Here is a 25,623-nt window from a genome sequence, read left to right on the forward strand (position 1 = left end):
TGCGCGCGATGGGGCGTCACCGGGACAGCTTCATCGCGCGCAAGCGCGCTCCTACATGCTGTGTGCCGCCGTCACGGATGGCGGTCACAATCACGCATACGACACCTCTGCCAAACAGGCGAATCTGTTGTGGCTGGTCTGATGTCACGACACTTCCGCACGCGTCGGCGGTCGTAGGAGCGCGCTTGCGCGCGATGGGGCGTCACCGGGACAGCTTCATCGCGCGCAAGCGCGCTCCTACGTGACGTGATGACGTCAGCGATTGCGATTGCATTCGGATACGCCGACTATAGATTTCCCGTGGTTGAAGACCCTCGCGGTGCGCGGGCTCCACGCACTATCGCGCTCATCCGCGGCGCTTCCCATTGAAACGACTGACGAATCCCAACGAAGCGGTCGAACAAACACATGCTGATTCCCCCGCCTCGGCCAGCTCAGATCGTCTGGCCGCCAGACACCTCGATCCGCTGCCCGGTGACCCAGCGGTTGTCCTCGCACAACAGGCTGGCGACCATCGGGCCGATGTCGTCCGGCACGCCCACCCGGCCCAACGCGGTCATGTCGGCAAAGGCTTTGGTGTAGTCCGGCGTGTCGCGCACCGCGCCGCCGAGAAAGTCGGTGGCAATGGCTCCGGGCGCCACCGTGTTGACCGGATACCGCGTGGGCCCAGCTCCCTGGCCAGATACACGGTCAGGATTTCGACCGCGTCCCAACACCAGCGCAACCCTCAGCCCTTATGCCGCAACGCCTCCAGCACCAGGTTGAACGCGGGCGAGGAATGCCGGCGGCTGGGGTAGAACGCATGCAGGCCGGGCCAGGTGGGTGACCAGTCCTTCATCACCCAGCGCAGCCGCCCGGCCTTGATGTGCGGCCGGGCCAGGTCTTCCTGCACAAAGGCAATGCCGAACCCCTGCAGCGCCGCATCCAGTGCTTCGTAGATGCTGTTGAAGGTGAGCTGGCCCTCCACGCGCACCGCGATCTCGCGGCCGTCCTTTTCCAGTTCCCAGGCGTAGATGCCGCCGGCGCTGGTCATGCGCAGGTTGATGCACAGGTGCGCGGTGAGGTCTTGCGGGGTCTTGGGCAGCGGCCGGCGTTCCAGGTAGGCCGGCGAGGCGATCAATGCCATGCGCATGTCTGGGGCGATGCGCGCGGCGATCATGTCTTTTTCCACCTGGTCGCCCAGGCGCACGCCGAGATCGTAACGGTCGGCCACGATGTCGGTCAGGCCGTTGTCCACCACCAGTTCCACCTTGATGTCCGGGTACTGGCGCAGCAGCACCGCCAGCTTGGGCCACAGGATTTCGCGCGCGGCATAGTCGGTGGCGGTGATGCGCACGCTGCCAGCCGGGGTGTCGCGCATCTCGCTCAGCGCCGACAGCGCCTCTTCGATCTCGGCAAAGCGCGGCGCCACCGTCTGGATCAGGCGCTCGCCGGCCTCGGTCGGCGCCACGCTGCGGGTGGTGCGGGTGAGCAGGCGCAAGCCGAGCGTCGCTTCCAGCCCGCGGATGGTGTGGCTGAGCGCCGACTGCGACACCCCCAGCTTTGCCGCGGCCCGGGTGAAGCTGCCTTCCCGCACGATGGCGATCAGTGCCAGCAGGTCCTTGAAATTATCGCGCGCCATTGGTGAATCCGATTCATGCCCCGCACCGACTGTAACAGTCCGGCAATGGGCCTGGCACGCCCGGTCGGCGATGCGCGCAGCACGGGATTCGGCTACTGCATACCCCGCGCTCCTCTGTGCAGGTGCTCGCTCCAGGCCCGTCGCATTTTTTGCAACGCCAACCTCGAAAAAAACCGCTTTGGGGCGACACGACCGCGTTCGTATAGTCGAGACGCCCCCTCCCGCCCCGCAACACGGGCCACCACATCGAGCACGCAGACATGCCACAGCACACCGCTGCGTTCGCCCTGCCATACCGCTCCCGGGTCGCCGCATGCTGAGTGCGGTAGCCAGCAGCGCCCCCGTTGCCTCCGGCGCACGGGCCGTGGCGCGCTGCGATGCGCTGGGCGTGGCGCCTTTCAGCGACACCCCCACCGGTCTGTTCCGCAGCTGGCTCAGCCCGGCGCATCGCGCCACCACCGAGCAGGTGGGCACGTGGATGCGCCAGGCCGGCATGCAGGTGCGCCTGGATGCGGCCGCCAATCTGGTCGGGCGCTACGAAGGCGCGCATGCGCACGCACCGGCGCTGTTGATCGGCAGCCACCTGGACAGCGTGCGCGCGGCCGGGCGCTATGACGGCCCGCTGGGCGTGCTGCTCGGCATCGAATGCGTGGCCGCGCTGCACGCACAAGGGCGCCGGCTGCCGTTTGCGATCGAAGTCGTTGGGTTCGGCGATGAAGAAGGCTCGCGCTTTCCGGCATCGATGTTCTGCAGCCGCGCGGTGGCCGGCACGCTGGATGCGGCCGCCCTGGCCGTGCGCGATCCAGACGGCGTCGACGTGGCCACCGCGCTGGCCGCGTGGGGCCTGGACGCTGCACGCCTGCACGAGGCCGCGCGTGTGCCAAGCAGCGTGCTGGCGTATCTGGAAACGCATATCGAACAAGGCCCGGTGCTGGAAGCCGCACAGCTGCCGGTTGGCATCGTCACCGGCATCGCCGCGCAACGGCGCTTTCGGCTGCGCTTCGACGGCCGCGCCGGCCACGCCGGCACCACCACCATGGCGCTGCGCCGCGATGCCTTGAGCGCGGCCGCCGAAGCGCTGCTGATGATCGAGCAGATTGCGCGCAGTGGCGGCGACGATCTGGTTGCCACCGTTGGCAAGCTGGAGGTCGCCCCCGGCGCCATCAACGTGGTGCCCGGCCGCGTGGACTGCACGCTGGACGTGCGCGCCGGCGATGACCACCGCCGCGACGCTGCAGTGGCGCAGATCGAACGCGCCCTGAAGCAAGTGGCCGCCGCGCGCGGCGTTGCCATCGCCGTCGAACCGCTGCAAGCACTGGCGGCCAGCCCTTGCGCGCCGGCATTGATCGCCCGCCTGACGCAAGCGGTCGCCGCGCAGGGCATCACACCACGGCCGCTGGTCTCCGGTGCCGGCCACGATGCGATGGTGATGGCGGCGCTCTGCCCCACCGCGATGCTGTTCGTGCGCTGCGCCGGCGGCATCAGCCATCATCCGGACGAACACGTCGACCCGGCCGATGCCGAGGTCGCCCTGGCGGTGATGCGCCATTTCATCGAACACTTCGGAGCTCCCATTGGCACCTGACCTGCGCCACCTGCACACCTTCGGCGAACTGGATCCGCCACAACGCCTGTTGATGGGCCCCGGCCCGGTCAATGCGCATCCTCGCGTGCTGCGTGCGATGGCGGCCGATCTGCTGGGCCAGTTCGACCCGGAAATGACCACCTACATGAACGAGGTGATGGCGCTGTACCGCCCCTTGTTCGGCACCCAGAACCGCTGGACCTTTCTGGTCGATGGCACGGCGCGCGCCGGCATCGAAGCCGCACTGGTGTCGCTGGTGCAGCCGGGCGACCGCGTGCTGGTGATCAACTTCGGCCGCTTCGGTTTGTTGCTGACCGAAATCCTTGGCCGGCTCGGCGCCGACGTCCACACCGTCGATGCGCCGTGGGGCGAGGTGGTGCCGCTGGCGGCGATTGCCGAGGCGATCACACGCGTGGCACCCAAGCTGGTGGCCACCGTGCACGGCGACACCTCCACCACCATGGCGCAGCCGCTCGATGGCCTGGGCGCGCTGTGCCGCGCAGCGGGCGCGCTGTCTTACGTGGACGCCACCGCCACCATCGGCGGCATGGACATCGCCAGCGACCGCTGGGAGGTGGACGTGGTCACCGCGGGGCTGCAGAAATGCCTGGGCGGCCCGTCCGGCTCGGCGCCGATCACTGTCTCTGCCGCGGCAGCGGAGGCGATCTTTGCGCGGCGGCATGTCGAACGCGGCATCGTGCGCGATGACATCGCCAACGGCAGCGGCCCACGCATCGCCTCCAATTATTTCGACCTGGCGATGATCATGGATTACTGGTCCGACAAGCGCCTCAATCACCACACCGAAGCCACCACCATGCTGTACGGCGCGCGCGAATGCGCACGCGTGGCCTTGCAGGAAGGCCTGGAGGCGCGCTACGCCCGGCATGCGGCTGCCGGCCGCGCGGTCAGTGCCGGCGTGCGCGCACTGGGGCTGGAAGTGTTCGGCGACGATGCGCACCGCATGAGCAATGTCACTGGCGTGGTCATCCCGCACGGCGTCGACAGCGAAGCGGTGCGTCGGCGCATGCGCGAGGATTTCGAAATCGAGATCGGCACCGCGTTCGGCCCGCTGCAAGGCAGGATCTGGCGCATCGGTGCGATGGGCTACAACGCGATGAAGCACAAGGTGCTGCTCACCCTGGCCGCACTGGAAGCGGTGCTGCGCGCCGAGGGCTACGCGTGTACCCAAGGCCTGGCGGTCGAAGCCGCACGCGCCGCCTGGCATGCGGAGCCGGCTGCATGAGTGCGGCGCGCGACCTGGTCGGTTATGGCGCCACGCCGCCGCCGGCGCAATGGCCAGGTGGCGCGCGCATCGCAGTGCAGTTCGTCATCAACTATGAAGAAGGCGCGGAAAACTGCGTGCTCAACGGCGATGCCGGTTCGGAAGCGTTCCTGTCGGAAATGGTCGGCGCGCCGTCGCATCCGGGCGCACGCGCCATGGCGATGGAAAGCCTGTACGAATACGGCAGCCGCGCCGGGTTCTGGCGGCTGCATCGGCTGTTCAGCGCGCGCGGCGTGCCGGTCACCGTATTCGGTGTCGCCGCCGCGCTTGCGGCCAATCCCGAGGCGGTGGCGGCGATGCAATCGGCCGACTGGGAAATCGCCAGCCACGGGTTGCGCTGGATCGACTACCAGCACGTGGATGCAGCCACCGAGCGCGCACATCTGGCGCAGGCCATCACCCTGCATACGCAAGTGACCGGCAGCCGCCCGCTTGGTTGGTATCAGGGCCGCACCAGCCCCAATACCGCGCGTCTGGTGGCCGAGGAAGGCGGCTTTGTCTACGACGCCGACAGCTATGCCGACGACGTGCCGTACTACGACCGGCGCCACGGCCGTGCGCAGCTGATCGTGCCGTACACGCTCGATGTCAACGACATGAAATTCGTCGCCTACAACGGTTTTGCCGATGGCGAGCCGTTCTTCCGCTATCTGCACGACAGCTTCGAACAACTGCGCAGCGAAGGCGGGCGCATGCTCTCCATCGGCCTGCACGGGCGCATCGTCGGCAAGCCGGCGCGTGCCGCAGCGCTGGCACGCTTTGTCGATCACGTGCTGGCCAGTGGCGATGCCTGGGTTGCACGCCGTATCGACATCGCGCGTCACTGGTTACAGGTGCACCCGGCATGAGCATCGACACGGCCAGCATCGATCTGCCGGAGGTGATCACCGAGGTCACCGCGGCGTTCCACGCGTATGAGCACGCCTTGATGCACGACGATATCGCCGCGATGGATGCGCTGTTCCATGCCGCGCCAAGCACGGTGCGCTATGGCGTGGGTGAAGTGCTGTACGGCAGCGAGGCGATCCGTGCATTTCGCATCGGTCGTGGCGGCTCGCCGCAGCGCCAGCTCGTGCGCGTTGCGGTGCACGGCTTCGGCCAGGATCTTGCCACCACGCATGCGGAGTTCGTGCGCGAGGGCAGCACCGCGCACGGCCGTCAGAGCCAGACCTGGGTGCGCTTTGCCGATGGCTGGAAAGTGGTGGCTGCGCACGTCTCGCTGCAAGGCAGCCACGCATGAGCGTGATCGATGCCAACGCGCTCGACACTGCCGCTTTCGTGGCGCGCTACCGCGCGCTATTCGAGCATTCGCCATGGGTGGTCGAACGCGCTGCGCGCCGCCGCCCGTTCGACGATGTGTTTAGCGGATTGATGCAGGTGGTGTACGACGCCTCACCCGACGATCAGCTGGCGCTGATCCGCGCGCATCCGGAGCTGGCCGGCAAGGCCGCAATCGACCGCGCCCTCACTGCCGCCTCCGCCGCCGAGCAGGCCTCGGCCGGCCTGGACCGGCTCGACGAAGACGAATTCCACCGCTTCCACGCACTCAACCACGCCTACCGGCAGCGCTTTGGATTCCCCTTCGTGATCTGCGTGCGCCTGCAGGACAAGGCCGGGATCCTGGCCGAACTGCAGCGTCGCCTGGACGCATCACGCAACGACGAAATCGCCACCGCCCTCGCCGAGATCGGCAAGATCGTGCACCTGCGCCTGGAGGCATTGCCATGAGCCTGGCTCAACTCGAACACGCGCTGCAACACGACCTGCAACGCCTCGCCCACGGCGGCGAACCCTGGGTGCGCCCGCGCGTCCACCCGGCCGGCCACGTGTACGACGTGGTCATCGTCGGCGCCGGGCAGAGCGGCCTGGGCGCCGCCTTCGCCCTGCAACGCGAGCGCGTGCATAACGTACTGGTGATCGACGAAAACCCGCCCGGGCAGGAAGGCCCCTGGGTCACCTACGCACGCATGCAGACGCTGCGCACACCCAAGCAGATCACCTCGATCGACCTGGGCGTGCCCACGCTCACCTTCCGCGCCTGGTGGGAGGCGCAGCACGGCGCCGCCGGCTGGGACGCGCTGGACAAGATTCCGCGCGGCACCTGGATGGACTACCTGCGCTGGTACCGCGCGGCGCTGCGGCTGCCGGTGCGCAATGCCACCCAGCTGGTGCGCATCGAGCCAGACGCCGCGCCCGGCATCCATCGCCTGCACCTGGCGATGGGCGCGCCGCTGATGGCGCGCAAGATCATCCTGGCCACCGGCATCCAGGGCGGCGGCCAATGGCAGGTACCTGAGTGGATCACCCAGGCCCTGCCGGCGCAGCGCTACGCGCATACCTCCGGGCCCATCGATTACGCCGCATTGGCCGGCAGGCGCGTGGGCATCCTGGGCGGCGGCGCCTCGGCGTTCGACAACGCCTGCTTCGCACTGGACCAGGGCGTGGCGCGTGCGGAGGTGTTCGTGCGCCGCGCCGCGCTGCCGCGGGTCAACCCGATCCGACACATGGAACAGGCCGGCATCATTCCGCGCTTCGCCGCCCTGCCCGACGCCGACAAGTACCGCATGATGGCCAGCTTCTTCGGCCGCAACCAACCGCCCACCAACGACACCTTCCAGCGCGCCTGCGCGCATGCCGGCTTTGCGCTGCACCTGGACGCGCCATGGCTGGGCGTGGAAGAACACAATGACGTGGTGGTGGTGCGCACCCCGCAGGGCGAGCACCGTTTCGACTTCCTGGCCATCGCCACCGGCCTGGTCACCGACCCGCGGCTGCGCCCGGAGCTGGCCGCGCTATCCGGGCGCATCGCCTGCTGGGCCGACCGCTACCAGGCCCCGCCCGGCCAGGCCAATCCGGTGCTGGACGCGCACCCCTACCTGGGCCCTGGATTCGAGCTACTGCCCCGCACGCCCGACGATGCCGCCGCGGTGCACGGGCTGTTCGCCTTCAACTATTCGGCGTTGATCAACCACGGCCTGTCCGCAGCGGCGTTGTCGGGGCTGAAAGTGGCGCTGCCGCGGCTGGCACGTGCGGTGGCCGACCAGCTGTTTCTGGACGACCGCCAGGCCATGGTCGAGGCCTATCTGGGCTACGACCAGGCCGAATTCGTCGGCCAATGGCCGCAGCCCACCCAGGCGGTGGCATGAGCACGCTCTCCACCCATGTGCTCGACACCGCCGCCGGCCGCCCGGCTGCGGGCGTCGCGCTGCGCCTGTTCGCCGGCGACACCCTGTGCCTGGAGGCGGCCACCGATGCCGACGGGCGCTGCCCGGCCCTGGCCACGCTGCACCTGGCCGGGGGCCGTTACCGGCTGGAATTCGACGTGGCCGGCTACTGGCAGGCCAGCGGCACCGCGCTGGCCGACCCGCCGTTCCTGGAGATGGTGCCGATCGTCTTCAACCTGGGCGAGCATGGCCATTACCACGTGCCGCTGCTGCTGTCGCCGTACGGCTATTCCACCTATCGCGGCAGCTGATCTGCGCCGGTGTGGGCCGCGTCACCGGCGCAAGCGGCACAAACCACACGCCCGGTTTCACCGCGCGCCCGTAGAATGGCCGCTTTCCGGCACCGCGCCGGAGCTCCGGAACCGCCATGATTCACAACGATGTACTGCGCAGCATCCGCTACATGCTCGACCTCAGCGACGACAAGGTGGTGGAGATCGCCCAGCTGGCCGACCCCGCGTTCGCGCTCGACAAGCCGCAAGTGCAGGCCTGGCTGAAGAAGGAAGACGAGCCCGGTTTCGAGCCCTGCACCGATGCGATGCTGGCGCGCTTTCTGGATGGCCTGGTGCTGCGCTTCCGCGGCCGCGACGAAACCCAGCCGCCGCGCCCGCTGGAAACTCGCGTCGGCAACAACCTGGTGCTGAAGAAGCTGCGCGTGGCCTTCGAACTGAAGGACGTGGACATGCACGCCATTTTCGCCAACGCCGGCTTCCCGCTGTCCAAGCCGGAACTGTCGGCGCTGTTCCGCCAACCCGGCCACAAGAACTTCCGCCCCTGCGGCGACCAGCTGCTACGCGCCTTCCTCAAGGGCCTCACCGCCCGCATGCGCGAAGCCGGCTAAGCCTCCGACCAGCAGGCGCCTGCTCAACCGGCAGGCGGCCATGTGCATGGAACCGGCATGGACGACGCGTACGTTCCGGTCCCTTCGCAGCAGTTGCACCCTCTGACCGCCGCTGACGGCGTCTCGCGGCCGCCCCAACGCGACCTGCCGTGCAACGGCCGTTGCGGGTGATGAAGCTCGGCTCGCCAGTGCGCCGCACCTGCACGCATCGCAGCGTGCGAGAGGGTAGCAATGCACCCGCGCTGCGACCCGCATGACCTCGATGCAGCTGATGACACGGCCACATCGCCAGGTCGATGCGCTTGCTCAGGCAGCCGCCACCAGACGCGGGCGTCGTGCATCCAGGCGGAACACCGAGACCGCTTCGCTCAGTTCCACGGCCTGTTCTTCCATCGCACGTGCCGCGGCCGAGGCTTCTTCCACCAGCGCGGCGTTGCGCTGGGTGGTTTCGTCCATGTCGTTGACCGTGCGTGCCACCTGTTCGATGCCGGACGACTGCTCGCGCGACGCCGCAGAAATCTCCGCGATCAAGGTGGTGACCTGCTGCACCGACTGCACGATCTGCTGCATCGTCTGCCCGGCCTGCTCAACCCGTGCACTGCCACGTTCGACGCTGTCGACCGAGGCGTCGATCAAGTGCTTGACCTCCTTGGCGGCACCGGCCGAGCGCTGCGCCAGCGCACGCACTTCCGAGGCCACTACCGCAAATCCACGGCCCTGCTCGCCGGCGCGCGCCGCTTCTACCGCGGCGTTCAGGGCCAGGATATTGGTCTGGAACGCGATGCCGTCGATGACGCTGATGATCTCGGCGATCTTCTTTGACGACACTTCGATCTCACCCATCGTCTCCACCACGCTGCCCACCATGTCGCCGCCACGGCCGGCGATGTCGGCTGCCGCCTGCGCGCCGCGACTGGCCTGCTGCGCGGTGTCGGCGTTCTGCCGCACGGTCGAGGTAAGTTCCTCCATCGAGGCGGCCGTTTCTTCCAGGTTGGCGGCCTGTTGTTCGGTGCGTTGGGCCAGGTCGGCATTGCCGGCGGCAATTTCCGCCGAGGCGGTGCGGATGGTCTGCGCCGCCAGCGTGATGTCGCCGACGATGTCGGTGAGCCGCTGCACGGTGGCGTTGGCATCGTCACGCATGCGCGCGAACACGCCTTGCTGGTTGCCGTGCATGCGCGCGGTCAGGTCGCCGTCGGCAATGGCCTTGAGCAACTGCGACAGCTCGCCCAGGTTGTGGTCCACGTTGTGCATCAAACCATTGAGGCCGTCCACCATGCCGTGGAATTCGAACTGATACGCCTGCGCATTGCCGCGCGTGGCGAAGTCGCCGGCTGCCGCGGCCTCGACCAGCCCGCGGATTTCGCCGTTGATGGCGGCCAGGTTGTGCTTGGTGGTGTCCATGGCTTCGGTGATGCGCGCCTTTTCGCCCGGCAAACGCGGCATGTCCACCGACATGTCGCCCACCGCGTAATGCTGCATCACCTGCAACATGTCGCCGATCAGGCCCACTTGCGCACCCACCAGGCCGTTGGTGTCGCCCACCATGCGGCCGTAGGCGCCCGGGAATGCGTCGGCGTCCATCCGGTAGCTCATTTCGCCGGCTTCATGCCGCTGCGCCATGTCGGCCTGCGCGCTGGAAACATCGGTGAGCGTGCTGACCACCTGGGTCATGGCCTGGCCCAGCAGGCCGATTTCATCGCGGTTGCTGATCACCGCACGTGCGGCCAGATCGCCGGCCGCCACCGAACGCGCCGCCCGCGCCACGGTTTCGATCGGGCGCACGATGGAACGGCGGATCCACCAGCCCAGCACCACCACCAGGCACAGCGCCGCGGCGATCGTCGCCACGCCGGCATACACCAGCTTCTGCTGCGCTGCCTGGGCACTGGCGAGCACCGCGGCGTCGGCCAGCGCCTTGGCACGGGTCACCAGTGCCTCCAGGGTCTGGCTGGGCGCGCGGTCCTGCCCCTTCACCAGCGCATCGCCGACCTGGGTGTCATAGCCGGCATCGGCGAACTTGCCCAATGCGGCTTCGTAATTCGCCTGCAGAGTCAGATGCGCCGTGGCGAATTCCTGTGCCAGCGCGCGCGCCTGCGCATCCGACAGGGTCTTGGCCAGCGCTTCGGTACCGGCCTGCACCTTGCTGCCCTGCGCGCGGAAGGCGCTAAAGTGCTTGTCCAGCTGCGCCGGGTCGCGGCCGCGGATCAACACATTCTTCCATTCCTGCACCTGCATGCGGAAATCGCGGGTGACCTCTTCGCTCGCCGATGCCTGCGCCACTTCCAGCGGCACCTTGCCGGACAGGCTCAACCACGCGGTTCCCAGGCCCCCGAGCGCGCACAGCAGGATGATCGATAGACCCAGCGCGAGCGCGCCAAGCAATTTGCTTTGCAGACTGATGAAGCGGGGGGACGGGGAGGACATATCGGAGATCCAGTGGAGGATGTCTTGTTGATATCGACGCGCCTGCCTGGCACTGAAGTCTGCGGCAGGCCACGGCGGACGGACCACGGACACCGTGTGGGTCAATCCCGGACACGGCCGGTCATCGCCCGCGCCACCCCGCCCCCAGTATCCTTGCCGCGCATGAGTGACCCCGCCTTTCCGATTTCCCCGCTGCTGCCGCAGATCCGCGACAGCCTCGCCGCCCATCCGCGCCTGGTGCTGGAAGCGCCGCCCGGCGCCGGCAAGACCACCCAGGTGCCGTTGGCGCTGCTGGATGCGCCCTGGCTGGCGGGCCGCAGCATCGTGATGCTGGAACCGCGCCGGGTGGCCGCGCGCAGCGCCGCGCTGTTCATGGCGCGCCAGCTCGGCGAGCCGGTCGGCGAGACCGTGGGCTACCGCATCCGCTTCGAGAACAAGACCTCCGCGCGCACACGGATCGAGGTGGTCACCGAGGGCATCCTGACCCGCATGCTGCAGGACGACCCGATGCTGGAACGCGTGGGCGCGCTGCTCTTCGACGAATTCCACGAACGGCACCTGGCCGGCGACCTGGGCCTGGCGTTGGCGCTGGATGTGCAGAGCCAGGTGCGCGAGGACCTGCGCATCGTGGCGATGTCGGCCACGCTGGATGGCGAGCGCCTGGCCAGTTTTCTCGATGCCCCGCGGCTGAGCAGTGCTGGGCGCAGCTACCCGGTGGAAGTGGCGCATTTTCCGGCGCGTCGCGACGAAGCGCTGGAGCCGCAGACCCGCCGCGCGGTGGAACATGCGCTGGCCACGCATCCTGGCGACGTGCTGGTGTTCCTGCCCGGTCAACGCGAGATCGCACGCGTGCAGGCGGCCTTGCAGGACGCGCTGGATCCGGCAATGCAGCTGCTGCCGCTGCACGGCGAGCTGCCGGTGGAGGCACAAAGCCAGGTGCTGCAGCCCGACCCGCAGGGCCGGCGCCGCGTGGTGCTGGCCACCAACGTGGCCGAGTCGTCGGTGACGTTGCCGGGCGTGCGCGTGGTGATCGACAGCGGGCTGGCGCGCGAGCCGCATTACGACCCCAACAGCGGCTTTTCGCGGCTGGACGTGACCAATATCGCGCAGGCCTCGGCCGATCAACGTGCCGGCCGCGCCGGGCGCGTGGCCAGCGGCTGGGCCTACCGGCTGTGGCCGCAATCGCAGCGGCTGGAGCCGCAGCGCCGCGCCGAGATCACCCAGGTGGAACTGACCGGCCTGGCGCTGGAGCTGGCCGCCTGGGGCAGCGATGCGCTGCGCTTCGTCGATGCCCCGCCCAGCGGCGCACTGGCCGCCGCGCGCGAGCTGTTGCAGCGGCTGGGCGGTTTGAACGCAGGGGGCGGCATCACCGCGTTGGGCCGGCGAATGCTGGCCCTGGGCACGCACCCGCGCTTGGCCGCACTGCTGGCACAGGCCGGCGCGCGAGCACGGCTGGCGCTGGCCTGCGACCTGGCCGCGCTGCTGGAAGCCCGCGACCCCCTCCGCCAGGGCGGCGACGGGCTGGCCGCGCGCTGGCGGGCGCTGGCCGCGTTCCGCCAGGGCCGCACTGGCGCAGACGCCAACCGCGGTGCGCTGGCCGCGATCGATGCCGCCGCCAAACAGTGGCGCCGCCGCCTGCGCTGCGATGCCACCCCACCCACCAGCGTGGAGGCGCATGCGCTGGGCGATCTGCTCTCGCATGCGTTTCCGGACCGCATCGCCGCACGCCACCCCACTGACCCGCTGCGCTACCTGCTGGCCAATGGCCGCAGCGCGCGCCTGTTCGACCACAGCGACCTGCGCGGCGAGCCCTGGCTGGTCGCCAGCGAATTGCGTTACGAAGCCAAGGACGCCTTGTTGCTGCGCGCCGCACCGGTGGACGAAGGCTATCTGCGCCAGAGCGTGCCCGAGCGCTTCGTGCAGCAGCACGTGGTGCAGTGGGATGCCGACAAACGCGCACTGGTTGCACGGCGGCAGTCCAGCTTCGACCGCATCGTGCTCGACAGCCGCCCGGCCGGCCGCGTCGACCCGGCCCAGGCCGCCGCCGCGCTCACCGAGGCGGTCCGCCAGCTCGGGCTGGACGCCTTGCCGTGGACCGATGGGCTGCGCCAATGGCGCGCGCGGGTGGTGTCGCTGCGTGCCTGGATGCCGGAACTCGCCCTGCCGGACCTCTCCGACACCGCACTGCTGGCCTCGCTCGACCACTGGCTGCGCCCGGCGTTCGCCGGCAAGACCCGGCTGGATGCCCTGGACGAAGCCAGCCTGGGCGAAGCACTCAAGGCCGCGCTGCCCTGGGAGCGCCGGCAGGCCATCGACCGCCACGCGCCCACCCGCATCAGCGTGCCCTCGGGCATGGAACGCGCCATCACCTACGCGCTGGATCACGACCAGCAGCCGCTGCCGCCGGTGCTGGCGGTCAAACTGCAGGAGCTGTTCGGCCTGGCCGAAACCCCGCGCGTGGCCGATGGCCGCATCCCGCTCACCCTGCACTTGCTCTCCCCGGGCGGGCGGCCGTTGCAGGTGACCCAGGACCTGAAGAGTTTCTGGGCCACCACCTACCCGGACGTCAAAAAGGAAATGAAGGGCCGCTACCCGCGGCACCCCTGGCCAGACGATCCCTGGACCGCCAACGCCACGCATCGGGCCAAACCCCGGGGCACCTGAGGCAATCGTGCGGCTGCATGGGCGCAGGGATGCGTGCCGTGCGATGCGTGCGCAAACCCCGGCAAAACTGCGGCCTGGCACCAGGCCATACGGCACGCAGGACAAGTCCCGGACTTTGCCCGTGCGCGAAGCCTCGGTTTTGTTTTGGCACCGCCACGCGGATAGCGCCACGTACCCGTGTGCAGCTGCAGAGCGCAGCGCTTGCCGCGATAAAACTGCGATCCGCAGCGTGCTGTGCCCCACGCCAACCGCCGTGCCCGGCCAGCGCTGCCGAGCAGCCCGCCGCGTACCAATCCTAACCGCGAGCAAAACGCGCGCGGCCGCGCTAACACTGCCTATACGCGCCAACGCACAGACTGCGCCCCACGATACTCAGAAAGGAAACGCCCCCAATGAGCAAGCTGACAGTGATCACCGAACGCGCCCTGGAGCGTGCCCTGGAACTGGCAGGCAATGCCGGCGACCACCTGCGTCACGCGGCTTCCAATGCGGGCGACCAGGCACGTCATGCCGGCAGCAGCCTGCGCCACTTCGGCCCCGGTGCCAGCGAGTGGTTGAAGACGGGCGCAGCGCTCGGTGCCGTACGCACCGGCGGCAAGGTTGCCACGCGGCTGGTCAAGCGCAATCCGGCCGTCACGGTCGCCGCAGCGGTCGCCGGCCTCGGCTTGATCGGTTATGCGGTGTATCGCAAGCGCAAGCGTGATCAGGAAGTGCTGGGCGGCAACGTGCATCGTCTGGACCGTGAACACGCGAGCAATGCCAATGCCCGTCGTGCCGCGTACCAACGCCGCGGTGCAGTGACACCGAGCGACGGCATCGAATAAGCAGCCGCGCTGTAATACCCTTTGACGCCACGGCTGACACCGTGGCGTTTTTCGTTGTGGCACCGGATGTTTCTGGGCGATGTCCGGATGCACATGCGGCTTGGTTCTTGGTTCTTGGTTCGTACGTCGTGGTTCGTGCGTCATGCGTCTTCAACTCAGCAGTGAGTCGCTAGACACCGCATGCAAGCTGGCAGCCATTTGCGCGACCGAGCGTCATCCGGTGACCGTACGGCAGTGGCACCGCGGAGCAGCGTCGTGCATCGATGGCGCAATCAGCACTGTTCGCGCCTGTACGCCCGCGGACTTCTCAGCGCAGCGGCTGGACGTAACCAGCATGACGCAGGCCTCGACCGATCAACGCGCCGGCCGCACCGCACGCGCGTCGTCCATGCGCCATTGCCCGGGCTGTAGCGACGCCAGCGACCACGCACCGATAGCCACCCGCACCAGGCGCAAGGTAGGCAGGCCCACCGACGCCGTCATGCGGCGCACCTGGCGGTTGCGTCCTTCGGTGATCTGCACTTCCAGCCAGGCATCGGGCACGGTCTTGCGCACACGCACCGGCGGATCGCGCGGCCACAACGTCGGTGCGCACTCCAGCCTGCGTACGTTGGCCGGGCGCGTCGGGCCGTCGTTGAGCAGCACCCCATCGCACAGCGTCTGCAGCTGTGCGGCATCCGGGTCGCCTTCCACCTGCACCCAATACGTCTTGGGCTGCTTGTGGCGCGGGTCGGTCAGCCGATGCGCCAGCGGGCCATCGTCGGTGAGCAGCAGCAGGCCTTCGCTGTCGTGGTCCAGGCGCCCGGCCGCATACACCTGCGGCGGCAGGCCGAACTCGGCCAGCGTGCGCTTGGGCGGCGTGGAGCGGTCACTGAATTGCGACAGCACACCGTACGGCTTGTTCAACAGCACCAACATCAGGAGCCCATCCAGGCAGATCGCGGAAGGCGACATGATCGGGCAATCGGCAGCGCGTGGGAAATCGCGGGCAGCGCAGGAGCTGCGTCGCGCAAACAACATCTCAGGGAACGCGCTGACGACAGCGATGCAGCGGCTGTTCTCTGGGTCCCGAAGGCACTACTCCCTCTGGGATGTTCTCTGGATGTATTGCATGTGCGATCGCTTCGATCACGCACTCGTGCTTGCGGCGGCTGGCCCACCGTTACCCCACATTGCCGATGCCTTGGCGGAGTTGGCGACACAGGTACGGCGTTGCTCGACGCTCTGCACGTGCACCAATATCTAGGCTTTTGCGATTCACGGTTCGCGCTTCGCTAGTTGCGAATTACGACTTGCATCAGTGAGCAATTCGTCGATCTCATTGCAAGACGCCTTACATCGGCGCACTGATGCGTCAAAAAGTACACCGCAATGCGCAGTACTCACCACGCTCTGAGCCAACTCAAAGCAAAAAAAACGCAGACACGCACAGCGCCGCGCCACGTACCAACTGCAATCAACCCAGCAGAAGCTGCGCCAGCCCATTGACCGGCGCAGCCACCGCATCGCCGCGATCAGCGCTTGACGAACTTCAGGGTCATGCGGTCGCTCTCACCGATCGCCTTGTACTTGGCAGCGTCGGCTGCGTCGTGGCTGTTGCTCGGCGGCAGGGTCCACACGCCGCCCGGGTAGTCCTTGGTGTCGCGCGGGTTGGCATTGAGCTCGCTCTTGCCGGCCAGGGTGAAGCCGGCCGCCTCGGCCATGGCGATCACCTGCGCCTGACCCACGTAGCCGCTCTTGTCATCGGCCGGCACATCGGTCTTGGCACGGTGCTCGACCACACCGAGCACGCCGCCGGGCTTGAGCACCTTGTAGAAGCTCTTGAACATCGACTCGGCCTGGCCTGCCATGCGCCAGTTGTGCACGTTGCGGAAGGTCAGCACCAGGTCTGCAGAATTGTCCGCACCGAAGCTGGGCGCGGTCGGGTTGTACGCCACCAGCGTGGGCTTGCCGTAGACGTCCGGCTTTGCGGTGAACTTCTTTTCCAAGCCGTCGCGTGCACGCTGCGCGTAGTCGCGGCTGCGCCCTTCCGGCACCGCGGCCGGGTCGACCACCGCACCCACGTACTTGCCCTTTTCGCGCAGGTACGGCGCCAGGATTTCCGAATACCAGCCACCACCGGGGGTGATCTCGATAACGGTCTGGGTGGGCTTGATGCCGAAGAAGGCCAGCGTCTGGCCCGGGTGGCGGTACACGTCGCGCTGCACGTACACGCGGTCGCGCCACGTGCCATCAATAGCCGCCTGCAACGCCGCGTCGGGGGCGGGAAGCGTGGCGGTGTCCGCCGGCTTCATCGCCATCACCAACGGCGCGCTCATCGCCAATGTCACACCTACCACGCATGCACAGGCCAGTTTGTTGCGGATCATCGCAGCGCCCTCCTCCGGGAAAAGTAGCGCGAGCCTAGCATGCAGGCTGCACCGCACCACGCACGCCTGGCGCGGTGTGTTCAATTTCCGTGAGCGCGGCAGCGCGGTGTGCGGAACGCTGAATCCACACCGATGTCACACGCAACAGCACCGGGCATGACTATCCTGTGGCCAGTTCGAAACAGGAGCCCTGTGATGCCCCACTCCCGTGCGCTTGGCCGCTCCGGCCTGCAAGTCCAGCCGATCGTGTTCGGTGGCAACGTGTTTGGCTGGAGCGCCGACGAGGCCACCTCGTTCGCGTTGCTCGACGCCTTCGTCGATGCCGGCTTCAACATGATCGATACCGCCGACGCGTACTCCGGTTGGGTGCCCGGCAATCGCGGTGGTGAATCGGAAACCATCATCGGCCGCTGGCTGGCGCGGAGCGGCAAACGCGACAAGGTGCTGATCGCCACCAAGGTCGCCAAGTGGAGCGAACACCCGGGCCTGTCGCCGGACAACATCGCAGCGGCGGTGGAAGATTCGCTGTCGCGCCTGCAGACCGATGTGATCGATCTGTACCAGGCACACGAAGACGACGAATCGATTCCGCTGGAAGCCACGCTGGCAGCATTCGGCCGCCTGATCGAACAGGGCAAGGTGCGTGCGATCGGCGCCTCCAACTACACGGCCGCGCGCCTGCGCGATGCGCTGGATGTGTCGGCGCAATACAACCTGCCGCGCTATGAAAGCCTGCAGCCCGAATACAACCTCTACGACCGCGCCGGCTTCGAAGACGAGCTGGAACCGCTGGTGCAGGAACGCGGCCTGGGCGTGATCAGTTACTACTCGCTGGCCAGCGGTTTTCTCACCGGCAAGTACCGCAGCGCCAATGACGCCGGCAAGAGCAGCGCGCGTGGCGCCTCGGTGGTGAAGCAATACGTCAACCCGCGTGGCTTGCGCATCCTGCAGGCGCTGGATGATCTGGCCGCCACCCACACAGCAACACCCGCACAAATTGCGCTGGCGTGGTTGATCGCGCGCCCCAGTGTCACCGCGCCGATCGTCAGCGCCACCAGCGTGACCCAGTTGCAGGACGTGCTGGCGGCCGGGCAGATCACACTCAGCGAGGCGCAGATCGCGCAGCTCGACGAGGCCAGCGCAGCGGAAGCGGTCGGCGCCTGATCCGCATCAGCCACTGCGCCACCGCGCTCGCCTTTCGCTCACCTCGCGCAGCCGCACCGCGGCTGTGCCCCCACGACCGCGCCTTGCGCGGTCCCTTCCGCGAGGAATTCGCAATGACATCGCTCACCAACCGCCGCATCGTGCTGGCCTCACGCCCGCACGGCGAACCCGGCGCCGACAACTTCCGCATCGAAGACGCTCCGGTGCCGCCAACCGGGCACAACCAGATCCTGGTCCGCAATCGCTTTTTGTCACTGGACCCGTACATGCGCGGTCGCATGGACGAGGGCCCCTCGTACGCCGCGCCGGTCGCCATCGATGCGGTCATGGAAGGCGGCACCGTGGGCGAGGTGCTGGAATCGAACCATCCCGATTACCACCCAGGCGAGCTGCTGGTGCTGGGCGGCGGCTGGCAGACCCACACCGTGCTGGAGCCCACCGCGCCGCTGCGCAAGCTGCCCAAGGACGATGCGCTGCCGTTGAGCACCGCGCTCGGTGTGTACGGCATGCCCGGGTTCACCGCGTACGCCGGCCTGCACGAGATCGGCAAGCCGCAAGCCGGCGAAACCCTGGTAGTGGCGGCGGCCAGCGGGCCGGTCGGTGCCACCGTGGCCCAGCTGGCGCGCCTGCAAGGGCTGCGCGTGGTGGCCATCGCCGGTGGCGAAGAAAAAGTCCGCTACCTGCGCGACACGCTGCGTGTCGACGTGGCACTGGATCACCGCGCCGAGGATTTTGCTACGCAACTACGCGCCGCCACTCCGGACGGCATCGACGTCTATTTCGAAAACGTCGGCGGCAAGGTGTTCGATGCGGTGGTGCCGCAGCTCAACGATTTCGCGCGCATCCCGGTGTGCGGCGTGGTGGCCACCTACAACAGCCGCGGCCAGGTCGCGCCCGGGCCGGATCGGCTACCTGATTTCATCGGCCAGGTGCTGCGCAAGCGCCTGACCGTGCGCGGCTTCATCCAGCACGATTTCATCCGCCTGATGCCTGCGTTTTTACGCGAAATGGGCCAGTGGCTGCGCGAGGACAAGATCCAGTACCGCGAGCACGTGCTGCACGGCCTGGACAGCGCACCACAAGGGCTGATCAGCCTGCTGCGCGGCGAAAACTTCGGCAAGGCCGTGGTCGCACTCGACTGAGTCGCGCTGCCATACCTGCCTCCGTATCACTGCCTCACTTACCACCTCCCAACACGCAAGGAACCCCATGACTGTCCCCGCATTTGGCCTCGGTACGTTTCGCCTCAAGGACCAGGTTGTCATCGACTCGGTGCGCAATGCGCTGGCGCTGGGGTATCGCGCCATCGATACCGCACAGATCTACGACAACGAAGCGCAGGTTGGCCAGGCCATTGCCGATGCCGGCATCCCGCGCGAGCAGCTGTTTGTGACCACCAAGATCTGGGTGGACCGATTCAGCCGCGACACACTGCAGCCCAGCCTGCAGGAAAGCCTGCGCAAGCTCGGCACCGATTATGTCGACCTCACCCTGATCCACTGGCCCTCACCCAAGGACCAGGTGCCAATGCGCGAGTATCTGGAGGCGCTGGCTGATGCCAAGGCGCAGGGGCTGACCCGCGCGATCGGTGTCTCCAACTTCACCATTGCGCTCACCCGCCAGGCAATCGAGATCCTTGGCGCCGATGCGATTGCCACCAACCAGATCGAAGTGCATCCGTACCTGCAGAACCGCACGCTGATCGCGTTCCTGCAAGAGCACGGCATCCATGTCACCTCGTACATGACCCTGGCCGTGGGCGAAGTGCTCAAGGATCCGGTAATCCAGGCGATCGCCAAGCGCCACGACGCCACGCCGGCGCAGGTCACGCTGGCCTGGGCGCTGCAGCAGGGCTATTCGGTGATTCCGTCCTCGACCAAGCGGGCGAATCTGGAAAGCAACCTCAAGGCGCAGAGCCTGCACCTGAGTGAGCAGGACATGGCCGAGATCGCCGCGCTGGACCGTGGCGAACGCCTGGCCAACCCGAAAGCGATTGCGCCCGACTGGGACTGAGCCTGACTGCGACACACGCGATGGCTTATATCCGCACCGGCACGCCGCCGGTGTGGGTTTTGCGGCATTGCTGCACCGCTCGTCGCCATGCGCTGGCTGCGCGGCCAAGCCGCTGCTAGGGTGCAAAAACAGGGGGGTAGTCTCGACCACGGAGTCCTACCCATGCACACCGCATCTGTTTCGACCCAGCGCGTCGTCAATGTCGACGCCGAGATTTCCTACTGGCGCGGCATCCACGCCGAAGGGCATCTGGGCGGTTACGACTTCGCCGATTACGCACGCGTGCTCACGCTCGGCTACGACATCTACCTGGCCTACCCGCGCGCCACCGAGGCGCAGCTGTATCGGGTCCTTCAGGACGGCTACTACCGGTATCAACCCACGTTATCGGTGCCCTGGGATCAGGCGCGCTGGATCGTGCGGCAGGCATGGCGGCATATGGAAGACGCTGCGGTGCGTCACTAGGCGCATTGCGCGCGTCACTCACCTCAAGCGCGTCGCGTTTGGACGTTGCAGGGCGCGCTAGTGCGCAGGCTGCGCACTGCGTTGTGCTCTAGCGGCTTGCGCGTGCGTTTGACTCGCCAACATGCGTAGTGCCTGGAATACAGCTGTCGGCGCAGCGCGCCGACCGTTATTGCTGTGGATCAATTCAACTGGCTGATCGCCATCGCCTGGCGATCGATGCGGTGCTTTTCGGCCAGCGCCTGCATGCCTTGCAGCGTGGAGGCAATCAGGCTGGCGTAGCGCAGCCGCCACAGGTTGGCGCGGTCGGCGTCGTCCTGGGTGCTGCCCAGGCCATCGAGCACCTGCGGCAGGCGGCGGTCGGCCAGTGCCGACGGCGCCAGGTAGGGCTTCGCGGGTGCGATCACATCCACCGGTGCGCGCCAGTCATTGGCCACGTGCCGTGCGATGCCGGCCAGATGCGAGAGCTGGTGCATGCCGATCAGCGTCTCATGCAGCATTTCGCGGCAGGCCCATTGCCACAGCGCCACCTTCTCCGATGGGTCCTGGGCGATCTCGGTCAGTGCCAGGTCAACCTTTTCGATGCGTGAGTCGAGCATTGCGGGGCTCCGATGCTGCTGTGCAACATAATTCACACCATACGCCGTGAGAATCCAGTGATCCAGTCGTTTGCGCGATGTCATGACGCAGATGCTCGACCCGGTTCACGCTTTAGAGCAGCTGACAAAACATGGCGGGCGTTATCGGTGCAGGCGGCACGGAGGAACGGGGATCCCATGAAGGTCCAAGCGCCGGCCGCGCCCGCCTTGCGGCTGCCCGGTCGCCTTGATCGTTGGTCTCACGCCCACCGTTGGCCGGGCCTCCTGTCGGCACCCTGACTTTCTGGCCATGGCGCGGCGGCGCCCACTGCCCGATGCTGCAATCCCCGACCCGGAAGCGCATCCGATGCGTCCCAGCGTTTTCCTGCTCCCGCTTCTGTGGCTGGTGGCCTGCGCCGCGCAGGCAGACACGCCCACGCCGCAGCTATCGGCCCAGCAGTGCGGCATCAGTACCTCCTACGACGTGTTGGCCGATACCGGCGGCATCTGGCTGCGCCGCAAACAGGGCGCACCGCGGGAGATCTTTTTCCATGGTGGCGAACTGAATGTGGACCACCGGCCGCAGCCGGTCAGCGATGCCGATGCGCAGCGCCTGCGTGCGCTCGAGCACGGCACCCGCGCCTTGATGCCGGCGGTCACCGCCATTGCGCGCTCGGTGGTGGACCTGAGCTTCGATGCGCTCGGTGGCGTGGTGCAGATGCTCACCGGCAGTGCCCGCCAGGCACGCAAGGTCGAGCGCTTGCGCGGCACCGCGCTTGCCCAGGTGGAGGGCACCCTGGGGCGTGGGCGCTGGGAGCAGGAACTATTCGATGCGCGGTTCGAAGCCAGCGTGGAGCACGCCGCCGAAGCGCTGGCCGGTAGCCTCACCCGCAGCGTGCTGTGGACCGTGGTCACCGGCCGCCCGACGCGCTGGAACGGCGCGGCGCCCAGCTGGACGCCCGCATGGATCAGCAGTTACGCGCACGCAGTGAGGTGCTGGAAGCCCAGGCGAAGGCGCTGTGCACCCAGGTGCAGGCGCTGTACGCACTGCAACAGGCGCTGGACTACCGCTTCGACGGCAAGCCATTGCAGCTGCTGGAAATGACGCGGCCGGAGATGCCGCGCGCTCTGCCGCCGGGTCAGGACGACGCACCCGCTAGCGCCAGCGTGATCGCTGCGGCGAGGCACTGACAGACGCGTGGTTCGGCACGGCACGCGCACCGGCTGATATCTTCGATGGCTTGATCCGCGCAGCGACACTGACAGCGCTCCTGCCTTGCAGCGAACCACGTAGCACGCAGCACACGCCTCCGTACTCAGGCCAGCAGCCACGCACGCAATGCTGCCGTCACCGCTTGCGGTTGTTCCAGCGGCGACAGATGCCCGCACTCGGGCACCTGCACCAGTTGCGCGTGCGGTGCCAGCGCCGCCATTTCCTCATGCAGCGCCGGCGGGGTGATGACATCGTCCTGGCCGCACAGCACCAGCACCGGGCGCGTGTAGGCACGCAACAGCGCGCGTCCGTCCTCGCGCTCCAGCCGGTTCTGACGCAGGAACACCTCCACGCCCAGGCGCTGGGTCATGTCACGCACGCGTGCCAGCAGCGCCGCATCCTGCCAGCGCGAGGGATGCACGTACTGCCGCATCAGCCGCTCGCCAAAGCCGACGAAGGTGCTGCCCGCACGCACGCTGGCTTCCTGCGCGCGGCGTTGCGCGGCCCGCTCGGGAGAATCGGCACGCGCCGAGGTGTCCAGCAAGGCCAGCCGCTCCACCCGCTCGGGTGCGATCCGCAGGAGTTCCTGCGCCACGTAGCCACCCAACGAGAAGCCTGCCAGGGCGAACTGTGGTGGCATCTGTGCGAGCAGCTGCGTGGCCAGCGCAGACAGGCTGTCACCGTGCGTGAGATCGCCGACCACGCAGTCGGCCACATCGGCCAGGTCTGCGCGTTGCGCATGCCATAACTCGGCATCGTTGAGCAGGCCGGGCAGCAGCAATAGCGTGGGACGATCGGTGCTCATCTGCGTGCCGCGCCGCACAGGGCGAATGCAGAGAGGCAAGAAACGGGTTGGCGTGCGAGTGCTGCAGTCATTGCATCAGTGTGCCGCGAGTGTGTGCGCGCTTGCCAGCACACGGCCGACGTGGAGGCATACCGCGCGCAGTGTGTTCACCGCCACGCAGAGGATGGGTGATGCGCAGACACCAGAATGCAGCACGCCCACTGCAGCTGCAGCGGATGTGTGCTCCTGACAGTCCAGCAACACCGGCGCTTAGAGCAGCTATCAAAATTGCTGCGCAGCCGCCAGGCGGGCGCGGCCGGTGCTCTGAATCGGCATGTACCCAGGTGCATTCCGGTTCCTCCGCGCCGTCCGCATCCAACTGACGACTGCTCGCTACGTTTTGTTAGCCGCTCTTAGTCGGCCAAGTGCTGCTGCAACGCGTCGCCGGCCTGACGGATCGCGGTACGGACGGCCGGCACATCGCTGAGTGCGTTGAGCAAGCCGTAGTCGTGAATCAGGCCGTTGTAGCGGGTCACGGTGACCTCCACGCCGGCCTGGTCGAGCTTGCGGCCGTAGGCTTCGCCTTCGTCGCGCAAGACATCCAGTTCGGCGGTCTGGATCAAGGTCGGCGGCAAGCCCTTGAGTTGCTCCACGCTGGCCTGCAATGGCGAGGCGTAGATCTCGCGGCGCTGTGCCGGGTCGGTGATGTAGCTGTCCCAGAACCAGCGCATCATGTTGCGGCTGAGGAAATAACCCTGCTGAAACTGCTGGTAAGAGCCGTTATCGAACGCGGCATCGGTCACCGGCCACAGAAGCACTTCATAGCGGATGGCCGGAGTGCCGGCCGCTTTGGCCTGCAGGGCGACCGAGGCCGCCATGTTGCCGCCGACGCTGTTGCCCACCAACGCCAACCGCGTGCCGTCCACGCCGATCTCGGCACCATGTGCAGCCACCCATTTGGTCGCGGCATAGGCTTGGTGGATCGCCACCGGATAGCGCGCCTCCGGCGAAGGGCTGTAGTCCACATACACCGCCGCCGCACCCGAGGCCCGCGCCAGATCGCGGATCAACCGCTCATGGGTGGGGAAATCGCCCAGCACCCAACCGCCGCCGTGGAAAAACATGAACACCGGCAACGTCTTGCCGGCACTGCCCGGCGGCTTGACCACCACCAGCCCGAGCGGCTTGCCGTCGACGGTGATCGTCTTGCGGGTCACCTCGGCGGCCGGCAGGGTTGCGCCAGCCTGCGCGTCCACCAGCACCTTGCGGGCCTGCTGCGGGGTGAGTTGCTCCATCGGCTTGCCGCCGGCGGAGTTGAGGACGTCCAGGAGGGCCTGGACTTTCGGGGAGGCGGCCGGTGCGGCAGGACCGGTCGGCGCGGCAAGCGCGCCGCCGATTGCCGACGCCAACGTGCCCAACAGCAGCAACGATGCGTAGCGTTTCATGGGGATATCCGGGAAAGGATCAGGCCAGCGTCAGGGTGACGTCGATGTTGCCGCGGGTGGCATTGGAGTACGGGCACACCTGGTGGGCCTTGTCGACCAGCGCCTGCAGCTCGGCTGGCTCCATGCCCGGCACGGCGATCTTCAGTTCCACCGCGATACCGAAACCGCCCGGAATCTGGCCGATACCGACGCTGCCGTCGATGCTGATCTCGCCCGGCAACTTGAGCTTGTCCTGCGCAGCCACGGCTTTCATCGCGCCGATGAAGCAGGCCGAATAACCGGCTGCGAACAGCTGCTCCGGGTTGGTGCCATCGCCGCCGGCACCGCCGAGCTCACGCGGGGTGGAGAGCTTGACGTCCAGGGCGCTGTCGGACGACACGGCGCGGCCTTCGCGGCCACCGGTGGCAGTGGCGTGGGCGGTGTAGAGGACTTTTTCGGGTGAGGCCATGGTGGTTCTCCTGAGTGAGCGCGGATTGCGCATTGAATAGCGAGTTATTAAATCGTGCACTACATATTCGGCAGAACAATTAATGACGGGGCTCGGTTAGGCGGCGCCCAGGCTGGTGCGCAGCTTTTCCAGTTCCTGCTTGAGCTGACGCAGTTCCTCCAGCGAACAGGCCGAGGCGCAGAAGACCTGTTCCGGCACCGCGCCTGCCTTGCTGCGCAGCGTGCGGCCCGCATCGGTAAGCCCGATGATGACCTGGCGCTCGTCGTGCTCGGCCCGGGTCCGGGTCAGCAGACCGGCGCTTTCCAGCCGCTTGAGCAGCGGGGTCAGCGTGGCCGAATCCAGGTACAGCCGCTCGCCGATCTCCGACACGCTGCGGCCATCGTTCTCCCACAGCACCAGCATCACCAGGTACTGCGGATAGGTCAGGTCCAGATCCTTCAGCAGCCCGCGGTAGAGCTTATGCATCGCCAGGTTGGCCGAATACAGCGCAAAGCAGAGCTGGCTGTCCAGCTGCAGCAGGGCGTTGGTGCGATCAGTGGTGGGCGTTGCGGTGTCCATGGGCTGCAATTTACATAGCGCGCGATTTAATTGCAAGCGATTTTTCTGAATGAAGGATTGGGCTCGCCGCAGCTACTGGGGCGTGGCCGCAAGCGAACTGGACCTGTGTCTGTGTTCGGGA

Annotated in this window: 24 protein-coding genes, 1 other RNA gene and 1 pseudogene; 16 read left to right on the top strand and 10 right to left on the bottom strand. The window is 67.4% G+C overall.

From position 1 onward, the window contains the following. Positions 1 to 434: 434 nt before the first annotated feature. Together QRM60_RS20850 and QRM60_RS20855 are read right to left on the bottom strand one after the other, a co-directional pair. On the bottom strand, positions 435 to 641 hold the full coding sequence (locus QRM60_RS20850) for an SDR family oxidoreductase (protein WP_285446963.1): 207 nt from the start codon (positions 639 to 641) through the stop codon (positions 435 to 437). An 86-nt stretch (positions 642 to 727) separates the two neighbouring features. Further along, positions 728 to 1,621 (bottom strand): LysR family transcriptional regulator, encoded by an 894-nt coding sequence (locus QRM60_RS20855; RefSeq protein WP_075287042.1) that lies wholly within the window; start codon positions 1,619 to 1,621, stop codon positions 728 to 730. 313 nt (positions 1,622 to 1,934) lie between these two features. On the opposite strand from QRM60_RS20855, the gene QRM60_RS20860 reads away from it, so the two are divergent. From QRM60_RS20860 to QRM60_RS20895, 8 genes are all read left to right on the top strand, one after another. After that, positions 1,935 to 3,206, top strand: a complete 1,272-nt coding sequence (locus QRM60_RS20860; RefSeq protein ID WP_285446964.1) for an allantoate amidohydrolase — start codon at positions 1,935 to 1,937, stop codon at positions 3,204 to 3,206. Beyond that, complete coding sequence (locus QRM60_RS20865) at positions 3,196 to 4,452, top strand: alanine--glyoxylate aminotransferase family protein (protein ID WP_014509370.1); 1,257 nt, start codon at positions 3,196 to 3,198, stop codon at positions 4,450 to 4,452. The genes QRM60_RS20860 and QRM60_RS20865 overlap by 11 nt, the downstream gene beginning before the upstream one ends. After that, positions 4,449 to 5,339: an allantoinase PuuE gene (puuE, locus tag QRM60_RS20870; protein ID WP_285446965.1), complete on the top strand. Its 891-nt coding sequence runs from the start codon at positions 4,449 to 4,451 to the stop codon at positions 5,337 to 5,339. The genes QRM60_RS20865 and puuE overlap by 4 nt, the downstream gene beginning before the upstream one ends. Continuing rightward, positions 5,336 to 5,731 carry an oxalurate catabolism protein HpxZ gene (hpxZ, locus tag QRM60_RS20875; protein ID WP_285446966.1) on the top strand — a complete coding sequence of 132 codons (396 nt, stop codon included), beginning with the start codon at positions 5,336 to 5,338 and terminating at the stop codon, positions 5,729 to 5,731. The genes puuE and hpxZ overlap by 4 nt, the downstream gene beginning before the upstream one ends. Then, complete coding sequence (gene uraD, locus QRM60_RS20880; protein ID WP_285446967.1) at positions 5,728 to 6,219, top strand: 2-oxo-4-hydroxy-4-carboxy-5-ureidoimidazoline decarboxylase; 492 nt, start codon at positions 5,728 to 5,730, stop codon at positions 6,217 to 6,219. Before hpxZ ends, uraD begins: the two co-directional genes overlap by 4 nt. After that, complete coding sequence (gene hpyO, locus QRM60_RS20885) at positions 6,216 to 7,637, top strand: FAD-dependent urate hydroxylase HpyO (protein ID WP_115557012.1); 1,422 nt, start codon at positions 6,216 to 6,218, stop codon at positions 7,635 to 7,637. The genes uraD and hpyO overlap by 4 nt, the downstream gene beginning before the upstream one ends. Next, entirely contained in the window at positions 7,607 to 7,966 is a 360-nt protein-coding gene (uraH, locus tag QRM60_RS20890) for a hydroxyisourate hydrolase (RefSeq protein ID WP_285446968.1), read from the top strand. The genes hpyO and uraH overlap by 31 nt, the downstream gene beginning before the upstream one ends. Positions 7,967 to 8,082: 116 nt before the next feature. Then, entirely contained in the window at positions 8,083 to 8,556 is a 474-nt protein-coding gene (locus QRM60_RS20895) for a DUF1456 family protein (protein ID WP_042597816.1), read from the top strand. Positions 8,557 to 8,862: 306 nt separating this feature from the next. Here the strand turns inward: QRM60_RS20895 and QRM60_RS20900 are convergent, their stop codons facing one another. Then, entirely contained in the window at positions 8,863 to 10,980 is a 2,118-nt protein-coding gene (locus QRM60_RS20900; protein WP_285446969.1) for a methyl-accepting chemotaxis protein, read from the bottom strand. A gap of 162 nt (positions 10,981 to 11,142) precedes the next feature. Between QRM60_RS20900 and hrpB the strand changes: the two genes are divergently transcribed. Together hrpB and QRM60_RS20910 are read left to right on the top strand one after the other, a co-directional pair. Then, complete coding sequence (gene hrpB, locus QRM60_RS20905) at positions 11,143 to 13,644, top strand: ATP-dependent helicase HrpB (RefSeq protein WP_285446970.1); 2,502 nt, start codon at positions 11,143 to 11,145, stop codon at positions 13,642 to 13,644. Between the two features lie 392 nt (positions 13,645 to 14,036). Next, a complete protein-coding gene (locus tag QRM60_RS20910; RefSeq protein WP_011035529.1) occupies positions 14,037 to 14,468 on the top strand; it encodes a hypothetical protein in 432 nt (143 codons plus the stop codon). Between the two features lie 354 nt (positions 14,469 to 14,822). On the opposite strand, the gene QRM60_RS20915 is transcribed toward QRM60_RS20910, so the two are convergent. Both QRM60_RS20915 and QRM60_RS20920 read right to left on the bottom strand, forming a co-directional pair. Next, the gene (locus QRM60_RS20915) at positions 14,823 to 15,386 is read right to left on the bottom strand and encodes a pseudouridine synthase (protein ID WP_115541269.1); all 564 of its coding nucleotides are present in this window, start codon (positions 15,384 to 15,386) and stop codon (positions 14,823 to 14,825) included. A gap of 596 nt (positions 15,387 to 15,982) precedes the next feature. Next, positions 15,983 to 16,837 carry a class I SAM-dependent methyltransferase gene (locus QRM60_RS20920; RefSeq protein WP_114996851.1) on the bottom strand — a complete coding sequence of 285 codons (855 nt, stop codon included), beginning with the start codon at positions 16,835 to 16,837 and terminating at the stop codon, positions 15,983 to 15,985. Positions 16,838 to 17,032: 195 nt separating this feature from the next. Here QRM60_RS20920 and QRM60_RS20925 point away from each other — a divergent pair, with 195 nt between their 5' ends. The 4 genes from QRM60_RS20925 to QRM60_RS20940 all read left to right on the top strand — a co-directional run bounded on the left by QRM60_RS20925 (position 17,033) and on the right by QRM60_RS20940 (position 20,479). Beyond that, a complete protein-coding gene (locus QRM60_RS20925) occupies positions 17,033 to 18,001 on the top strand; it encodes an aldo/keto reductase (RefSeq protein ID WP_285446971.1) in 969 nt (322 codons plus the stop codon). 113 nt (positions 18,002 to 18,114) lie between these two features. Next, positions 18,115 to 19,143, top strand: coding sequence for an NADP-dependent oxidoreductase (locus tag QRM60_RS20930; protein WP_042597829.1), 1,029 nt, complete (start codon positions 18,115 to 18,117; stop codon positions 19,141 to 19,143). A 67-nt stretch (positions 19,144 to 19,210) separates the two neighbouring features. After that, complete coding sequence (gene dkgB / locus QRM60_RS20935) at positions 19,211 to 20,014, top strand: 2,5-didehydrogluconate reductase DkgB (RefSeq protein ID WP_285446972.1); 804 nt, start codon at positions 19,211 to 19,213, stop codon at positions 20,012 to 20,014. A gap of 162 nt (positions 20,015 to 20,176) precedes the next feature. Continuing rightward, positions 20,177 to 20,479, top strand: coding sequence for a hypothetical protein (locus QRM60_RS20940; protein WP_011035523.1), 303 nt, complete (start codon positions 20,177 to 20,179; stop codon positions 20,477 to 20,479). Between the two features lie 179 nt (positions 20,480 to 20,658). On the opposite strand, the gene QRM60_RS20945 is transcribed toward QRM60_RS20940, so the two are convergent. Next, entirely contained in the window at positions 20,659 to 21,075 is a 417-nt protein-coding gene (locus tag QRM60_RS20945; protein WP_042597834.1) for a hypothetical protein, read from the bottom strand. A gap of 289 nt (positions 21,076 to 21,364) precedes the next feature. On the opposite strand from QRM60_RS20945, the pseudogene QRM60_RS20950 reads away from it, so the two are divergent. Next, positions 21,365 to 22,245: pseudogene (locus QRM60_RS20950) on the top strand (DUF2884 family protein). 125 nt (positions 22,246 to 22,370) lie between these two features. Here QRM60_RS20950 and QRM60_RS20955 read toward each other — a convergent pair. Beyond that, entirely contained in the window at positions 22,371 to 23,072 is a 702-nt protein-coding gene (locus QRM60_RS20955) for an alpha/beta fold hydrolase (RefSeq protein ID WP_115005436.1), read from the bottom strand. A 313-nt stretch (positions 23,073 to 23,385) separates the two neighbouring features. On the opposite strand from QRM60_RS20955, the gene QRM60_RS20960 reads away from it, so the two are divergent. Beyond that, positions 23,386 to 23,460: non-coding RNA, sX9 sRNA (locus QRM60_RS20960), on the top strand. A 4-nt stretch (positions 23,461 to 23,464) separates the two neighbouring features. On the opposite strand, the gene QRM60_RS20965 is transcribed toward QRM60_RS20960, so the two are convergent. The 3 genes from QRM60_RS20965 to QRM60_RS20975 all read right to left on the bottom strand — a co-directional run bounded on the left by QRM60_RS20965 (position 23,465) and on the right by QRM60_RS20975 (position 25,502). Further along, positions 23,465 to 24,496: an alpha/beta hydrolase gene (locus QRM60_RS20965; RefSeq protein ID WP_161962852.1), complete on the bottom strand. Its 1,032-nt coding sequence runs from the start codon at positions 24,494 to 24,496 to the stop codon at positions 23,465 to 23,467. A gap of 19 nt (positions 24,497 to 24,515) precedes the next feature. Further along, positions 24,516 to 24,944, bottom strand: coding sequence for an organic hydroperoxide resistance protein (locus QRM60_RS20970; protein ID WP_011035519.1), 429 nt, complete (start codon positions 24,942 to 24,944; stop codon positions 24,516 to 24,518). Between the two features lie 96 nt (positions 24,945 to 25,040). Then, the gene (locus QRM60_RS20975; protein WP_285446973.1) at positions 25,041 to 25,502 is read right to left on the bottom strand and encodes a MarR family transcriptional regulator; all 462 of its coding nucleotides are present in this window, start codon (positions 25,500 to 25,502) and stop codon (positions 25,041 to 25,043) included. Positions 25,503 to 25,623: the final 121 nt, after the last annotated feature.

The organism is Xanthomonas sp. fls2-241-TYG-148, assembly GCF_030208815.1.
In the GTDB taxonomy this organism is placed as follows: domain Bacteria; phylum Pseudomonadota; class Gammaproteobacteria; order Xanthomonadales; family Xanthomonadaceae; genus Xanthomonas; species Xanthomonas campestris.

What these genes read in the sequence shown, in the direction of transcription:
- QRM60_RS20915 (WP_115541269.1), bottom strand. Translation starts at nt 15,386, where the DNA reads ATGTTGGTGCTGTTGAACAAGCCGTACGGTGTGCTGTCGCAATTCAGT.
- puuE (WP_285446965.1), top strand. Translation starts at nt 4,449, where the DNA reads ATGAGTGCGGCGCGCGACCTGGTCGGTTATGGCGCCACGCCGCCGCCG.
- QRM60_RS20975 (WP_285446973.1), bottom strand. Translation starts at nt 25,502, where the DNA reads ATGGACACCGCAACGCCCACCACTGATCGCACCAACGCCCTGCTGCAG.
- QRM60_RS20860 (WP_285446964.1), top strand. Translation starts at nt 1,935, where the DNA reads ATGCTGAGTGCGGTAGCCAGCAGCGCCCCCGTTGCCTCCGGCGCACGG.
- QRM60_RS20970 (WP_011035519.1), bottom strand. Translation starts at nt 24,944, where the DNA reads ATGGCCTCACCCGAAAAAGTCCTCTACACCGCCCACGCCACTGCCACC.
- hpyO (WP_115557012.1), top strand. Translation starts at nt 6,216, where the DNA reads ATGAGCCTGGCTCAACTCGAACACGCGCTGCAACACGACCTGCAACGC.
- QRM60_RS20945 (WP_042597834.1), bottom strand. Translation starts at nt 21,075, where the DNA reads ATGCTCGACTCACGCATCGAAAAGGTTGACCTGGCACTGACCGAGATC.
- QRM60_RS20940 (WP_011035523.1), top strand. Translation starts at nt 20,177, where the DNA reads ATGCACACCGCATCTGTTTCGACCCAGCGCGTCGTCAATGTCGACGCC.
- QRM60_RS20955 (WP_115005436.1), bottom strand. Translation starts at nt 23,072, where the DNA reads ATGAGCACCGATCGTCCCACGCTATTGCTGCTGCCCGGCCTGCTCAAC.
- QRM60_RS20920 (WP_114996851.1), bottom strand. Translation starts at nt 16,837, where the DNA reads ATGATCCGCAACAAACTGGCCTGTGCATGCGTGGTAGGTGTGACATTG.
- QRM60_RS20895 (WP_042597816.1), top strand. Translation starts at nt 8,083, where the DNA reads ATGATTCACAACGATGTACTGCGCAGCATCCGCTACATGCTCGACCTC.
- QRM60_RS20855 (WP_075287042.1), bottom strand. Translation starts at nt 1,621, where the DNA reads ATGGCGCGCGATAATTTCAAGGACCTGCTGGCACTGATCGCCATCGTG.
- dkgB (WP_285446972.1), top strand. Translation starts at nt 19,211, where the DNA reads ATGACTGTCCCCGCATTTGGCCTCGGTACGTTTCGCCTCAAGGACCAG.
- hrpB (WP_285446970.1), top strand. Translation starts at nt 11,143, where the DNA reads ATGAGTGACCCCGCCTTTCCGATTTCCCCGCTGCTGCCGCAGATCCGC.
- QRM60_RS20925 (WP_285446971.1), top strand. Translation starts at nt 17,033, where the DNA reads ATGCCCCACTCCCGTGCGCTTGGCCGCTCCGGCCTGCAAGTCCAGCCG.
- QRM60_RS20910 (WP_011035529.1), top strand. Translation starts at nt 14,037, where the DNA reads ATGAGCAAGCTGACAGTGATCACCGAACGCGCCCTGGAGCGTGCCCTG.
- QRM60_RS20900 (WP_285446969.1), bottom strand. Translation starts at nt 10,980, where the DNA reads ATGTCCTCCCCGTCCCCCCGCTTCATCAGTCTGCAAAGCAAATTGCTT.
- uraD (WP_285446967.1), top strand. Translation starts at nt 5,728, where the DNA reads ATGAGCGTGATCGATGCCAACGCGCTCGACACTGCCGCTTTCGTGGCG.
- QRM60_RS20965 (WP_161962852.1), bottom strand. Translation starts at nt 24,496, where the DNA reads ATGAAACGCTACGCATCGTTGCTGCTGTTGGGCACGTTGGCGTCGGCA.
- uraH (WP_285446968.1), top strand. Translation starts at nt 7,607, where the DNA reads ATGGCCGCAGCCCACCCAGGCGGTGGCATGAGCACGCTCTCCACCCAT.
- QRM60_RS20930 (WP_042597829.1), top strand. Translation starts at nt 18,115, where the DNA reads ATGACATCGCTCACCAACCGCCGCATCGTGCTGGCCTCACGCCCGCAC.
- hpxZ (WP_285446966.1), top strand. Translation starts at nt 5,336, where the DNA reads ATGAGCATCGACACGGCCAGCATCGATCTGCCGGAGGTGATCACCGAG.